General features: G+C 60.5%; 13 protein-coding genes and 1 pseudogene. 3 read left to right on the top strand and 11 right to left on the bottom strand.

The genetic code is table 11. The features are described 5' to 3' along the window. Positions 1-228 precede the first annotated feature (228 nt). From AC1ECN_RS06845 to AC1ECN_RS06835, 3 genes and pseudogenes are all read left to right on the top strand, one after another. Entirely contained in the window at positions 229-1,389 is a 1,161-nt protein-coding gene (locus tag AC1ECN_RS06845; RefSeq protein ID WP_477952571.1) for an iron-containing alcohol dehydrogenase, read from the top strand. After that, positions 1,389-1,661, top strand: coding sequence for an acyl-CoA thioesterase (locus AC1ECN_RS06840; protein ID WP_085065870.1), 273 nt, complete (start codon positions 1,389-1,391; stop codon positions 1,659-1,661). Before AC1ECN_RS06845 ends, AC1ECN_RS06840 begins: the two co-directional genes overlap by 1 nt. Before the next feature lie 235 nt (positions 1,662-1,896). Then, positions 1,897-2,197, top strand: a pseudogene (locus AC1ECN_RS06835) (hypothetical protein); the annotation flags it as partial. A 653-nt stretch (positions 2,198-2,850) separates the two neighbouring features. Here the strand turns inward: AC1ECN_RS06835 and AC1ECN_RS06830 are convergent. From AC1ECN_RS06830 to AC1ECN_RS06780, 11 genes are all read right to left on the bottom strand, one after another. Continuing rightward, a complete protein-coding gene (locus AC1ECN_RS06830; RefSeq protein WP_018495009.1) occupies positions 2,851-3,474 on the bottom strand; it encodes a nucleotidyltransferase family protein in 624 nt (207 codons plus the stop codon). A gap of 189 nt (positions 3,475-3,663) precedes the next feature. Next, on the bottom strand, positions 3,664-4,359 hold the full coding sequence (locus AC1ECN_RS06825) for an XdhC family protein (RefSeq protein WP_477952569.1): 696 nt from the start codon (positions 4,357-4,359) through the stop codon (positions 3,664-3,666). Further along, positions 4,359-4,688: an XdhC family protein gene (locus AC1ECN_RS06820; RefSeq protein ID WP_018068311.1), complete on the bottom strand. Its 330-nt coding sequence runs from the start codon at positions 4,686-4,688 to the stop codon at positions 4,359-4,361. Before AC1ECN_RS06820 ends, AC1ECN_RS06825 begins: the two co-directional genes overlap by 1 nt. Before the next feature lie 16 nt (positions 4,689-4,704). Next, positions 4,705-7,047: a glycoside hydrolase family 3 C-terminal domain-containing protein gene (locus AC1ECN_RS06815; RefSeq protein WP_130674472.1), complete on the bottom strand. Its 2,343-nt coding sequence runs from the start codon at positions 7,045-7,047 to the stop codon at positions 4,705-4,707. A 33-nt stretch (positions 7,048-7,080) separates the two neighbouring features. Then, positions 7,081-7,560: a MarR family winged helix-turn-helix transcriptional regulator gene (locus tag AC1ECN_RS06810; RefSeq protein WP_130674473.1), complete on the bottom strand. Its 480-nt coding sequence runs from the start codon at positions 7,558-7,560 to the stop codon at positions 7,081-7,083. Between the two features lie 55 nt (positions 7,561-7,615). Continuing rightward, the gene (locus tag AC1ECN_RS06805; protein WP_130674474.1) at positions 7,616-8,215 is read right to left on the bottom strand and encodes a cysteine hydrolase family protein; all 600 of its coding nucleotides are present in this window, start codon (positions 8,213-8,215) and stop codon (positions 7,616-7,618) included. Beyond that, positions 8,215-9,264, bottom strand: a complete 1,050-nt coding sequence (locus tag AC1ECN_RS06800; protein WP_018068307.1) for an ABC transporter ATP-binding protein — start codon at positions 9,262-9,264, stop codon at positions 8,215-8,217. The genes AC1ECN_RS06805 and AC1ECN_RS06800 overlap by 1 nt, the downstream gene beginning before the upstream one ends. Further along, positions 9,251-10,030 (bottom strand): ABC transporter permease, encoded by a 780-nt coding sequence (locus AC1ECN_RS06795; RefSeq protein WP_003554934.1) that lies wholly within the window; start codon positions 10,028-10,030, stop codon positions 9,251-9,253. The genes AC1ECN_RS06800 and AC1ECN_RS06795 overlap by 14 nt, the downstream gene beginning before the upstream one ends. 10 nt (positions 10,031-10,040) lie before the next feature. Further along, entirely contained in the window at positions 10,041-10,955 is a 915-nt protein-coding gene (locus tag AC1ECN_RS06790) for an ABC transporter permease (RefSeq protein ID WP_018068306.1), read from the bottom strand. Further along, positions 10,945-12,021 carry an ABC transporter substrate-binding protein gene (locus AC1ECN_RS06785; protein ID WP_130666410.1) on the bottom strand — a complete coding sequence of 359 codons (1,077 nt, stop codon included), beginning with the start codon at positions 12,019-12,021 and terminating at the stop codon, positions 10,945-10,947. The genes AC1ECN_RS06790 and AC1ECN_RS06785 overlap by 11 nt, the downstream gene beginning before the upstream one ends. A gap of 363 nt (positions 12,022-12,384) precedes the next feature. Then, positions 12,385-14,622 (bottom strand): MGH1-like glycoside hydrolase domain-containing protein, encoded by a 2,238-nt coding sequence (locus tag AC1ECN_RS06780; RefSeq protein ID WP_477952565.1) that lies wholly within the window; start codon positions 14,620-14,622, stop codon positions 12,385-12,387.

Genomic DNA, 14,622 nt, shown 5'->3' with positions numbered 1-14,622 from the left:
ATCCGCCATGTCAAAGAGCCAACACGATAATGATCGCAATCGGCAAAATTGGATGAGAAATTTGTCGTCACTCAAATTTGTGACGCCAGCACAAAGCTCCCAAGCTCTTTTGCCAGGCGTCCGCGAAAAGCAGCTGGATGGCTCCCCCCGCGGTTGGAATTGCGGTAGTCCTGTCGTGCAAACCGCGAGGCGTCGAGCCAAGTAATGATGCTGCCCGAGGAGTGTGCGATGCAGAGCTTCAAATTCAACACCACGGCTTCACTGGTCTTCGAAAGCGGTGCAGCCGGGCGGCTTGCCGAAATCGTCGGCATGCGGCTCGGCCGGTCGATCCTCATCGTGACCGACCCCGGCATCCGCAGGTTGGGACTATGCGACGACGCCGTTGCCTCGCTGTGGGCCGCGGGGCATATCGTGATGATATACGACCAGACGGAGGCGAATCCGTCACAAGCATGCCTCATGGAGGCCGTGGAAGCCGGCCGGGCAGCGCACGCCACCGGCATCATCGGTTTCGGCGGCGGCTCATCGCTCGACGTCGCGAAACTGGTGTCGCTGCTCCTTGGGTCAGGGGAAGAACTTGATACCGCCTGGGGTGTGGGGAATGCCAAGGGGCCAAGGCTGCCGCTGGTTCTGGTGCCCACCACGGCGGGCACCGGGTCCGAAGTAACGCCCGTCTCCATTATCACCGTCGGCGGCGAAGAAAAGCGCGGTGTCTCATCGCCGATTCTGCTTCCCGATATAGCCATCCTCGACCCGGATCTCACCATCGGCCTTCCGCCTCCCATCACCGCCGCCACAGGCGTTGATGCCATGGTGCATGCCATCGAGGCCTATTCATCCAGGCACGCGAACAACAATCCGTTGTCGAAGATGTTGGCCAGGCAAGCCCTCCAACTCTTGGGCGCAAACATTGAAAAGGCCGTGTTAGACGGCAAGGATCGCAAAGCCAGGGGAGCCATGCTTCTCGGCTCCCTGCTGGCGGGCCAGGCATTCGCAAATTCGCCGGTCGCCGCCGTGCACGCACTGGCCTATCCGATCGGCGGCACCTTCCATATTCCCCATGGTCTTTCCAACGCCTTGGTGCTGCCGCATGTCCTGCGCTTCAACGCGCCGAATGCTTCCGCCGTCTATGCCGAAATCGCTACCGACGTCTTCCCGGATCTCGTTTCCGAGCCAGGCGGCCAGGCGCGCTGCGCCGCATTCATCGAACGGCTTGCCGACCTCTCGGCAAAACTCGGTCTGCAGCCCCGGTTGCGCGACGTGGGCATCGGCGAGGAGTATCTGGCCGGCATGGCGCGCGATGCGATGAAGCAGACGAGACTGCTCGTCAACAACCCGCGCGATGTCAATGAGGCCGATGCGCTGTCTATCTACAGGGCGGCCTGGTGATGAGCGAACGTAGCGGCCCAAGCAAGCGTTCCGCATACAAGATTTTCCGGATAGTTGGGACACGATGGTCCGACAACGACATCTACGGGCATATGAACAATGTCGTTCACTACAGCTTGTTTGATACGGCGGTTAACGGCTTCCTGATCGAAAACGGAGCATTGGACATCAGTCAGGGTCGCGAAGTCTTCGTCGTTGTCGAAAGCGGCTGCCGCTATCATGCGGAGATGGCCTTCCCCGAAGTCGTGACCGCCATTCCGTCCGTTATTTAAGCAAGTGCCCCTTTATTTAAATAAGCATCAAGCTTGGGTAAGCGCGCTTAATTAACGTAGACCGTTGTCACTGCGTCAAGCGCAGGCGCCGGATTCCAGGCCAGCTCCCTAAGACCACGGTGCAGATGGATTTAGCCGCCAACCGACGGGCCGTCCTCTAATACATCATTTCTTAAAACCGCGCTCCTATTCCCGCTCGCCCTCGGCATTGGCGCCGAGAGAAATGGAATGAGCAATTTGGGACTGGTATCTGCAATGGCGCGAACAACGACGTGGCTTTTATACCAAATGGGAAGAGGACATGCTGATGGCAGCCCAGGCCCTAACCCGGGCAGAGGGGCAGAGGTGGGCTGGATCCGCCAATATCCAGAACTCCTGAGTAATATCCGACCAATCAATGGCCTAATCGCACCGGAGAAATCGAATTCGCCGCACGCGACTGGCATGGTGCTTGCGATGCGTTTCATCGACATGCGGCAAACCGCTCGAAGGAAATCCAGCGTGTCATGCGCGTCCATCGCGATCCGTTCGAGCCTAACCGTTCGGCGGGGAAACGATGATGCTAGGGATCGGGTGGCAGCTTCTTGCCACCAGACTGATTTAGCCCCGATCCGTGCGTCTAGATTGCCCTAAGAATACCCGATCAGCCTTCAACCGCGATCGCACCGATGCCGCGTGGGGCACAGCTAAGTCGCAGCAGTATCCGCTGCTACTCTCCCGTTTGGGGGGTTCTTGCAATTCGTTCGCCCGTTTGGGGGCTTGCCCCTTCGCCATGCGATCGTTCTTCATCCTTGGAAGCAGGCGCTTCGGCCCCGTTTTGCGGGCCACCCAACCAATCACCAAGGTGATTTTCTTCCTCCCCGTTTTGCGGCCCGCCCAACCAATCACCGGAGCCGCCCGATAGTGAACCTTTTGGCTATGATGCCAATGTACTTTCGGCGGCGGCCCCAGCCGTCAAACCGGCTGAAGGCAACTCGAAAGGGTCTTCCTCAGTTATCTTCTGCCTGTTTTGATAACGACCTGCCTTTCTGCGGCGCGACGGACTAATTTAGTCGCCGGGGTACGCAGTTGGCAGCCTAACGGCTTCGACGGGCTAAGACCCGCATGACAGATGACCACGGTGACGTGGAACTCTTCACCTTAGGCGCTCAGAGCCGTGAGAATCCGCTGGGTCGAGCGGCGGCATCGCTTAGCAGTCCTCAACTGGAATGCCACCGGCAGCGATAATCGCCTCGGCGGTATCGACATCGGTTAGCGCCGCGGTTCCTATCTCGACCTCAATGACCTGCAGCCCCGATGTTCTGATCAGGTCGCGGGCACCGATATCGCCCCTCAAGCGGAGAACGCTGTCGTTAAGGGACCGTGGCAAGATTACCGGGTTGCCTCGCATACCCTCAGAAGCGGCGCAAACGATTGCGGCGCCGTCCGCGACTTGGAACGCGTCAATCAGTTGATTCAGATTGTCCGTGGAAATGCCTGGCATATCGGCAAGCAAAATCAGAACACCATCGGCGCCGTCGGCTACAGCAGCGGCAAATCCGGCCGCCAGTGAACTAGACATGCCCGCTCGGTAGTCTGGATTGACAATAATATGCACGGGCAGGCCGGTGAGAACGTCGCGGATATCGTCCTGCCGATGGCCGACGACGACGATGATGGAAAGGGCGGCACTGGCCTTGGCGACCAAAGCCGAGCGACGCACGAGCGGCATTCCGTCAAACATGGCCAACAGCTTGTGCCCGCCATTCGAGCCCATGCGCGTTGCCAAGCCAGCCGCCAGCACGACGATTGATACATTCGGCTTTGCTCCCATCTCTTTCCCGATCCCACCAACGCCGCAGCGTCCTCCGTCGACAAGCTCCAGGTTGCGAGGTCGCGAACTTGCAGCGGCTTTTACCTCGGCAGCAATGCGTTTTCGAAACAACGCCTTGCAGCAGCTTAGCGTCCAGGCAAGCTATTTTCCATCTGCGTCATCGTAGGAGGGTGAGCATCTCCGTAGGCGCTACGCAGGCATCGTCTGGCGGCTGCTCGTGCGAAGCGCTTTGATAACCTGAGCAAGGATCGCTACGGAGATCTCAGCTGGATTGGATGCGCCGATGTCGAGCCCGATCGGCGCGTGGATCGTTGAAAGCGCATCGGCACCGAAGCCGTATGCGGCAAGGCGGCCCGTCCGCGCTGCGTGGGTCTTTCGGCTGCCGAGCGCGCCGATATAGAAGCAGCCGGCGCGCAATGCCTCGGCCAGGGGAAAATCATCGATCTTGGGATCGTGGGTGAGTGCGACTAAGGCGGTATAGCGGTCGAGTGGATCCGCCATCAATGCATCGACCGGCCAATCGGTGAACATCTGCACATCGGGAAAGCGATCACGCGTCGCAAAGGCTGTGCGCGGATCGATGATGCGCACATCGAAACCGGCCAACCTTGCCATCGGCGTCAGATACTGGCTGATATGGACGGCGCCGATGATGGCGATGCGCGGGGCAGGTATGTAGACATTGAGGAAGCCGCTGGCATCTATCGTGTCGAAAGCCATCGAGCGGCCAGACCGAAAGGCGCCTTCGACGAGCGCGGCAAATGGCGGCTCGACTGGATCCCCTTCCAGGAAGATATGCTCTTTTCCCCGAAAATCTGTCAGCAGCACGACGGCGAGACGTTTCCGACGCGCGGCGTTTAAACGCTGCAGGCTGTCGCGGCGCATCAGCCGAGCCTCTCGACAAAGACGCGGATGCGCCCGCCGCACGACAGCCCGGCGCGCCAGGCGGTCTCGTCCGCAACGCCAAATTCCAGCATCTGCGCCTTGCCGGCGGCAATCACCTCCGCAGCGGCGGTAACCACCGCACCCTCGACGCAGCCACCGGAAACCGAACCCTCGAAGTTGCCATCACCATCGACCACCAGATGACTCCCAACCGGACGCGGCGCCGAGCCCCACGTCTCGATCACCGTCGCAATCGCAACAGCTCGGCCCGCTTCCATCCAAAGCTCGGCCGTCAGCAGCGGGTCGGTCAGGTTCGTCTGGATGGTCATTCCCGCGGGCCTCAATCTAGTGTTGGTTCAGTTCTGAAAAGAATTCGGCAATATCCGCCTCTTTGACGCTGTCTCCGACATACCAGCTCAAAGTGTCGTAGAAGCCGAGAAAGGAGCCCTTTGTCTTGGCAAGAAGGGCCATGGCTTCGGCGGCGGAGATCGAAAGCCTGCTGACGAAGAAACGAACGAGAGCGGGCTCGGTGTTCGGGTGGGCAAATACAAGCGCTGTCGGAGAGTTGGCCGAAATCGTCGGCAGGACCGGAGCCTCCGACCTGCATGGCAAGGTGATCGACAAGCGGATGTCTCTGGAGGATGCAGCCGCTTCGATGACAAAAGCCTCGGCATCGAGAACCCAAGCCGAACGCGACGTGTCGAAATACTGGAAATCGCGCTGCGCCAGCCGAAGCGTTACCGTCTTCGCTTCTCCTGGCGCCAGATGAAGCTTGGTGAAGGACTTAAGCTCACGGACGGGTCGTTTGAGACCCGGCTTAATCGGCCGGACATAGAGTTGCACGATTTCCTTGCCGGCAACCGTACCTGTGTTGCGGATGGTAAGGGCGGCGGTGCAGCCGGCGCCGGGCGTGATCTCCTGCGTATCGAGCCTGAGATCCTCATAGGCGAACGTGGTGTAGCTGAGACCATGTCCGAACGGAAAGGCTGGCGTCATCGCCTTCAGATCGTAGAACCGGTAACCGACGAAAATGCCCTCGCTATAGACGTGCCGGCCATGCTCGCCCGGATAGGTGTGCCAGCCCGGAATATCCTGCATGCGAACCGGCATGCTGGCGGAGAGCTTGCCGCACGGGTTCTGCTCGCCAAACAGGATGCGGGCCAGTGCTTCGCCACCGCCCTGCCCGGCATAGAAACTGGCCAGGACGGCGTCGACATCCCCGATCCATGGCATCTCGACCGTGTCTGGCATCGAGAGCACGACGACGAGCTTGCGACCTGTCGCCGCCAACGCCGTGATGAGTGCATCGTGGCTGGCGGCGAGTTTCAGTGTGTCGCGGTCGTTGCCCTCGCCGTGACGGCTCTTCTCGTTTTCCGCAAACACGACAACGACATCGGCACACTCCGCGGCTTCGACGATCACCTCGATCGACGCCGTCACGTCGGGCTGCGCGACCGGCGAGAAGGGCAGATGCCGGACTTTCAGGCTGTCTCCTGCCCGCGCAGCAATCTGAACGAACGGACTGTCGACGCGATAGGGATTGGTGGTGGCCGAGCCGGAGCCCTGGATTACAGGGGTGACCGCGCCGTCGCCGACAATGAGAAGCTCACCCGCCCGGCCGGGATCGAGCGGCAGCGCCTGGTCTTGGTTGCGCAGCAGCACGATCGATTCCGCCGCGATGTCGCGCGCCAGCGCATGATGCGCCTCGAGACCCGCCGGCGTGCCGCGCCGCTCGCCCAACTTGCACTTGCGCACGAACGCCAGAACTCTCGCGCAGGCGGCATCGATCACCTCGGGCGCCACGTCGCCGGCGTTGATCGATGCATGGAGACGCGCCTTGCGAGGCTTGCTTTCCGGCATGTCCAGCTCGGTGCCGGCATCGAGTGCTGCGCCACGATCCTTGATCGCATGCCAATCGGACACGACAAGCCCGTCAAAGCCCCATTCCTCGCGCAGCACCGTGCGCAGCAGCCAATGATGTTCGGCGGCCTGGATGCCGTTCAGCGGATTATAAGCGCTCATCACGGTCCACGGCGCGCTCTTTTCGATGGCCCGCTCGAAGCCTGCCAAGTATATTTCGCGCAGGGCGCGCTCATCGACATCGGAACTGGTCGTGGTTCGCTCGATTTCGGAATTATTGCAGGCGAAATGCTTGAGCGACGCCCCGACGCCGTTATCCTGCAATCCGCAGATGACGGCTGATGCCATGTCGCCGCTAATAACAGGATCCTCGGAATAATACTCGTAGGCCCGCCCGGCCAGCGGCGTGCGCCTTATGTTGATGCCGGGCCCCAAAAGCAGATGAACCCCGAAATCCTGGCACTCTGCCGCCAGCGCAGCGCCCATGCGATAGGCAAGATCAATATCCCAGGAACAGCCCAGCAGATTGCCGTTGGGAAAGCACGTGGCTGGACGGGTGGCACCGAACATGCCGCCCGATCCGTCGCCCTGTTGCCCGACGAGATCGAGGAACGCCCGCAGACTGTCTTCGTCGTTGTCGCCGGCGTCGATCTGGGTGGTAGAATAGCGCACGCCATAGGCCCCATCGGTCATGACGATCGAAGGAACATCGAGCCTTTTGATCGATGCCGTCTTCCACAGGCCACGCCCGCTCAGGAGTTCGACCTTTTCGGTCACCGTCATCTGGTCGACAAGCATTCGAATGTCGGCGTCGCTCGGCTGGAACATGATTGGTCTCCGGTACTGCGGATCAGGCGTGTGTCAACAGATCTTCTGAAGGAGTTCCATCAGCATCATCCGCTCGGCAAGCGTCAGCGTGCTCAGCGTTTCCTGCGAGATCTGCAGCGCGACCGACAGATTGCGGGCGACTGTCACCTCGCCTTCCGGCGTCAGCGTCAGCACCAGCCGGCGCGCGTCGGCCGCGTCGGGGGCGGTGTGAACGAGGCCACGCTTCACCAGTCGATCGACGACGCCCTTGATGGTCGCCATATCCATGGCGGTCTCGCGGCCGAGATTGCCCTGCGAACAGGGCTGCAGGTCCTTCAGCCTGACCAGCGCCGCCCATTGGGTGGTGGTCAGCTTCTCGGCCATCAGGCTCGCAAAGATCGCCACGTGCCGCTGGTTGGCCTGGCGCAGATAGAAGCCGATCTGCTCGCCAAGTGTATACTGGGCCTGCTGGCCCTGCGCCTCGGTCGCTGCGGTCTTTTGTCGGCCGTCTTTTTCTTTGAACGGAACGTCCATCGGATCTCTCAAATCTGCCTGTTCCTCGTGATGACCGGCAATGGCGCTGCCGATTTTACTCTCGCCATAAATTCAGAATGGCTTCTGTCGTCAGAATTTCAATCTGCTCCGAAAGCCTTGGCGCCAAGATCTCGATGACCATGGCATGTGCCTTCATGTCGCCGCTTGCCAGTGCGTCCTCGGCGAGGATGACCCGGTAGCCGGCGTCGACCGCATCGAGAACGCTGGCGTAGACGCAGACGTCGGTCTCGACGCCAGAGAAAATCAGCGTGTCCGTTGCCGATCCTTGCAAACGCGCAGTAAACCCGGGCGAGCCAAAGACCGAGTAGGTCTCCTTGTCGACGATGGAGCCTGGAGCGGCGATCGCTGTAAGCGGCGCCACCAGATCCAGCATGGCGACATCGAGCTCATCCAGCGTCACCGATGGCCAGCGACGATAGTAGGTCTTCCAGCGACCCGTAGCATCTTCGGCACTTTGGGGCACCATGAAGCGAGCAAAGACAGTCTCAGCGGGCCGCGCTTTGCTGAGCGCCACCACATTGGGAAGGATGCCTTCGATCGCTGGCGTATACCACGCCGTTTGCTCAGCGAAGAGGCGTTGCATGTCGATGACGACATGCAACGCATTCCTGGAGAGTGGCGCGGGTGCCATCATCAGTCGGCCACCGGGACGGTGTGTTCCGCGGCCCAGGTCAGGGTGATGGTGTCGCCATCACTCAGGACTTTGCCATCGCGGTTCTGTGCAAACAGCTTCAGCGGCAGACCGTCTGCGGTTTCCAGCAGATAGGACAGCACGGGACCTGCATAGATGACGGTGGTAATGCGTGCCGTCAGGCCGTTGCCATCCGTCGGACCCGATGCGATCGACATCTTCTCCGGGCGCACGGCGAGCGTGACGTTCGAACCGCTTGCGGGCAACGTGGCGGTGGTCTGAACGACCGTCCCATCGGCGAGACGCACCGCGCCGTTCTCCACGGTGCCTGTGAGGAAGTTGGAGTCGCCGAGGAATTCGGCGGCAAAGCGCGTCAGCGGTCGCTCATAGACGGTTTCCGGCTCGCCGATCTGGACGATACGGCCCTTGTCGAGGATCGCTACCTTATCGGACAGCGTCAGCGCCTCTTCCTGGTCGTGGGTGACGAAGATCGTCGTCAGGCCGCTTTCGCGCTGGATGCGCAGCAGTTCGACCTGCATTTCCTGGCGCAGGCGCCGATCGAGCGCCGACAGCGGCTCGTCGAGGAGCAGCACGCTCGGCTTGATGACCATGGCGCGGGCAAGCGCAACGCGCTGCTGCTGGCCCCCGGACAACTGCTTGGGCATGCGATCGGCAAAGCCAGGCAGATGCACCATTTCCAGCGCACGGTCGACTTCCTTGCGGGCGGCGGCGCCCTTGATGCCCCGGCGTTCGAGACCGAAGGCGACGTTCTGGGCAATCGTCATATGCGGAAACAGCGCGTAAGACTGGAACATCATGCCGATGTTACGGCCCCAGACCGGAATGTCGGTGACATCATTGTTGCCGATCGTGACGACGCCCTGGTCGGGCTTGATAAAGCCCGCGATGATGCGAAGCAGTGTGGTCTTGCCGGAGCCGGATGGGCCGAGAAGGCTGGTGAAAGAGCCTTCAGGGAACTCGGTGGTGATATCGGACAGGACCGGTGTGGTGCCGTAGGTCTTGGCAACGGAATTGACTTTAACGTTTGTCACTTGTGTCTCCGGGCTTGGCGAAGCGCGCAAAAATCAGGATGATCGTCATCGAGCCGAGCAGAAGCACGGTGGAGATCGCGTTGATTTCAGGGGTGAAGCCCTTGCGGATCGAGGAGTAGATCTGCACCGGCAGGGTGGTGTATCCGGGCGTTGCGAGGAAGTAGGAAATCACGAACTGGTCGAGCGACACGGCGAAGGCGAAGAGCGCGGCGCCAAGGATGCTCGGATAAAGCAGCGGTAGCGTCACCGAGAAGAAGGCGTGAACCGGTGTCGAACCAAGGCTCATCGCGGCTTCTTCAAGGTCGGCGCGGATTGTCTTGAAGCCCGTGCCGACGACCAGAACAACGTAGGGGATGGCGAGCGCCACGTGGCCGATCAACAGGGCGTGCATGCCGCGCCCGATACCGGTCCAGTAAAAGAAGATCAGCATGGCCGTGCCGGTGATCAGCCAGGGAATGGCAATCGGCGGCAGCAGCATCAGTTGCAGGAGACTTCTGCCGCGAAAGGTCCGGCGCGACAGCGCAACGGAAGCCATGGTACCCAAAGCCGTCGCCAGAACCGCGGTGATACTCGCGATCACCAGGCTGTTCAGGCCCGCCGTCAGAAGGATGCTGTTGTCCCAGAGCGCGTCGTACCATTGCAGCGAGAAATGGAACGGCAGTTCGTAAAGTGGCGAAGCGTTGAACCCCATCGCCATCATCACGAGAATGGGCGTGTAGAGGAAGATGAGGATGGCGATGAGATAGATTGGACCGAGCGTTTTCATGATCCCTTCCTCAAGCGACCGTTCCGCGGCGCAGGACACCGGAGAAGGTTGCGAAAATTGCGAGCACGACAGCCAGCAGCGTAAAGGACAAGGATGCGCCCAAAGGCCAGTTGAAGGCCTGGGTGAACTGATCCTCGATCACCGTTCCCATGGTCACGCCGACACGACCGCCCAGAATGCGCGGTTCCATGAAGGAACCGATGACCGGAATGAAGATCAAAACGGCGCCGGAGATCAGCCCGGGAGCCGCAAGCGGCATCAAAATCTTGAACAGGATGGTCCACCAGCGCGCGCCGAGGCTTGAAGCAGCCTCAATGATCGCGTCGTCGATGGCCACCAGCGCTATGTAGCAGGTCAGGATCATGTACGGCAGGTAGCCGTGAACAAGACCAACCACCACGGCATAGCGCGTGTAGAGAAAGCCGATGGAACCCGCGTCCGGAGCAATCATATGCAGCAGACTGTCGAGAAAGCCGTTTTCGCGCAGCACCATGGTCCACGAAAAGACGCGCACAAGACCGTTGGTCCAGAATGGCAGGAGAATGAGGATCAACAACATCTCTCGCGTCTTGCCGAAGGTCGAGCGGACCAGTGCCACGGCCGCCAGGAAACCAAGCACCGCGCAGAACAGCGTCGTCCAGAAGCCGATCAGCAGCGACGTGATGCCGATCCCGACCAGATAAGGTTGATCGATGAACGCGCGGTACTGCTTCAGCGTAAAGATGATCGGGGCCTTGCCCATCGGTGTCGCCGACATGAAGCTAAACACGAACATGGTCAGCAGCGGCAGAAAGACGGCAAGTGTCAGCCAACCATAGGTCGGCAGCAGCAGCGCCGTCGTCGAAACCCATGGCGGGAGTGGGCGCCGGCTGCGCGGACCCGAAGGTCCGCGCTCTGACGCTGATGTCAGACGATCATTCTGCATAGAAGGCTTTCACTTCCTGCCAGATATTATTGAAGGCTTCGCGCCGGTCGTCGGGAATGCCCGAGACAAAGGACGTCGTCTTCAAATATTCGGTCTTGTGGACCAGGCGGGTGAGATCGTCGGCAGGAAGTGCTGAAAGGGCTGCCGAATTTGAAGAAGCAGGGGCCCCGATCTTGGTTGCCCATTCGACATAGAATGTCGGATCGATCATCCAGTTGACGAATGCAAGAGCACCTTCTGGATTCGGAGCCGATGTCGGAACACCGAGACCATCGACCCAACCGACGCCGCCTTCCTTAGGCACTACGAACTGAACCGGAAGTTTAGAAACGCGCTTGGATCGCACCGAGCCGCCCGACCAGAACAGCGACAGGTCGAATTCCTTGGCGGCGAACGACTTGTTCCACTGATCTTCCGTCGACCACAGCAACTTGACGTTCGGCTTGATCGATTTCAGCGCGGCCGTAACAGCAGCCAGATCCTTGGGATCGTTGATGTCCTGCCCGCTCATCAGCGCGCCAACGCCGACATTGATGATGGCGTCGTCGTCCATGGCAACACGGCCCTTATAGGCCGGGTCGGCGAGCACCGCGTAACTGTCGGGAACGGTCATGCCTTCACGGATGGCAAGCGAGGTCATGCCCCAGACCCACGGAACGGCATAACCCTTGCCGTCCTTGCTGAAGTTCGGGTTGGCGCGCAGGGTCTCGTCGACTGTTGACGCGTTTGGAACCTTGCTGAAATCGATCGGCTGCAGCAGGTCTTCGGCAACCGCCTGGGCGCAACGCGCAGCGTTGAGGATAACAAGATCATAGGCGCCCGGATTCGTGCGCATCTTGGTCAGCATTTCCGATTCCGAGCTGTAGTAGTCATGGACGACTGTGATGCCCGTCTTTTCGGTGAAAGCCTTCAGCGACCAGGCTTCGTCGGTTCCGTAGCCCTGCCAGTTGAGGACCGTGATGGATCCGGCCGAAAGGGCTTTGCGCGGCAAGGTGGAGATGCTGACGCCAGCAATCAGTGCTGCGGACATCAACTTCATTGTGTTGCGTCTGGTGAGTTCAGTCATTGTGGCACCCCTCTTGAAGATACACAGTTATGGACCATCATGACCCGCGGTCATCGACCTCAACGGATCGGCTAGCTTGAAAACAAACAACGTGCCAAAGCGCGCTTAATCATTTGTATACATACTAAAAGCAGATGAGCGTTGTCCGTGTGGCGCTGACGTCTCGGCGAAATGAAGCGCTCGCTGCGACGCAGCGGCACACCACTTTGTAAGAAAAGCACACACTTCATTGAGCGGCCGGCATGAATCCACGGATCTCCTGCAAGCTGTTCGTTCAACCCTCTGACTTTAGCATCAGTCTTTTATTTTATATGTACACAAACTATCGGTGAGGAATCGAGACCTGTCAAGCACTGCCTTGCTTTAGTGAGCGCTTGACGATGAAAAATAGACGTCCAGCCGGCGATCCTCAGCGTGTCCAGCAATCATGACGCGTATTCCGTCGCCGCCCGACACATAGTTGATGTCCTGCCCGTTGATACGGGCGGCAAGAACATCGCCCAATGCCAAGCCTGGCAACTCGATGTAACCAGCCTCGGAGACCGGAGCAATCGTGCAGGCCACCCGCCCGTTGGCAAAGACGATGCGCGACAGCGTGGTGCGCAGATCCGTCTTCAGCGCTGCGCGACCGTTCAACGTCATCACCAGGGTTCCGGATTTGACGACCAGCTCGAGCGTTCCCGACGGCGAGACCATAGGTCCGAGCACCACATCCCAGCCGGCATGGCGCATCGTCCATCCGGTCCACGGATCGAAGTCAACGATCTCACTGGCAGCCATCAGCGGCAGCATGGCGGCCCAGATGTAGAACGGATCGGTATCGCCCTGATCCATTGCCTCGCCGGTCACCGCGTTGTAATTTTCGGCGGCGATGCGATCGTAACGCCAGTTCTTCATGAACAGGTCGTAGCTCTGGCTTGCCAGCTTGCTCGCCTCCGCCACGAAACCGCAGCGCCGCAGGCCAAGCCAGACCATATAGTTGACGTTCGGCCAGATGCGCCCGCGCCAGTAGACGTTGTCGGTGAAGGCCGGATCGTCTCGCGTTGCGTTCGGCAGCACGAAATCGCCGCCGAAGGTCGTCTMATCGCTCAGATGCTCGAGCAGACGTGCCGCCTGCGCCGGCGTCGCGGCGCCGCACAGCAGCGGGTAGAAGCTGGTCGGCGACAGCGAGCGCACGAAACCGCCGCGCCGCTGGCGATTGGCGAAGATGCCGCGGCTCTCGTCCCAGAGCGTCTGCGAGATCAGCGTCCGCTGACGTTCGGCCAAGGCGGCGAATTCGCGGGCATCGTCATGCTTGCCGAGCACGGCGGCCATTTTCGAAAGCATTTCGGCGTCGAGAGCGGCCGCGCAGTTGACGCCGAGATCGAAGGTCGACAGCGTCCGGGTGACGGGATCGTAGATCGCCTCGTCATGGGTCGCCGAATTGTCCATGCCGGTTTCATTGCGCGCGGCAAAGGCCGTCCCCTTGTAGAGGCCCTCGCCCACGTCGGAGGTTCCGCAGGACAAAAGGCCGGTACCATCAGGATCACGGTTGTCCTGCCACCAGCGCCGATTGCGTACCAGCGCCTCGTAACTTGCCTGAATTATCGATCGTTCGCCCGTCCGCTGGTAGAGCTGCCAGACGACCAACGCGCCGAACGGCAGCTGGGTGCGATCGACCCAGGCATCGTTGGACGTGACGATGCAGGCGATATTGCCCTGCGGGGTCGCGCCGGCCATCGCGGTCGCCATGTTCTCGCGCGCCAGATCGGCGTCGAACACGCCCGCAAGAAGGGCAGCGAAAATCTGGTCGTTGAACCAGACGGCGAATTTCCCGAGGTTCCAGATCCGGGTGACCGCCGTGTAGGAACGCGCGTTGGTTTCGTCCCAGATGGTGTTCCAGGCGACGACGTCACGCATCGCGTCGAGTGCGCCCTCGAACACGCCGGTCTGCGCATCGGCGATCGCAACTGGCGCGCCGGCGGCAAGGCAGGCCTGCGCCTTGGAGATCGCCAGTTCGGCACTATCGGCGACGCCTGCGGCATAGGCCCCCTGGCGCATCATCTCAAGATTGAAGCGCAAGCCTATGACCGGCGCTTCGTTCTTGCGGGTCGCCGTATAGAAGTAGCCGTTTTCCTCGAAATCCGCGCGCAAGGCGTCGATCGTCTCGTGGCCAGTCACATGCACCGGCACCTCGGTGGTCGCGACCGCCACGAACCGTGTACCGATCTTCAAGAGCGTGACGTTTCGTCCTGCATCATGGACCGCCACCTCACCTCCATCGCAAGAGATCGCCAGCGTCAGCCAGAAACGCAGCCCCCATTCGGCTGACACCTTGCCGTCCCAGCTGCCGCGAATGGCGAAAGGGTCGGTCTTCGTCGTCGAGAAGGCTACGGTCGTGCCGCTGTGATCTGTCTCCAGCTCGATCAACGAGCCGTCGATCGTATGGCGTCCCAGCCGAACGGTATCGCGGCGCGGCTCGATGGCGGAGGTTGTCTTGCTGCGGGTCGAATAAAGGATCGGCGTGATCCGCACGCCGAGCGGCAGGAAGACCATTTCGGCCGGCCGGGTGGACCAGCTGTTCCAAGCACGCATCAGGGGGATCGTCGAATGTTGTGGCAT

Source organism: Rhizobium sp. 01N447_2 (assembly GCF_056399245.1).
This window is presented reverse-complemented; position numbering and strand designations above follow the sequence as displayed.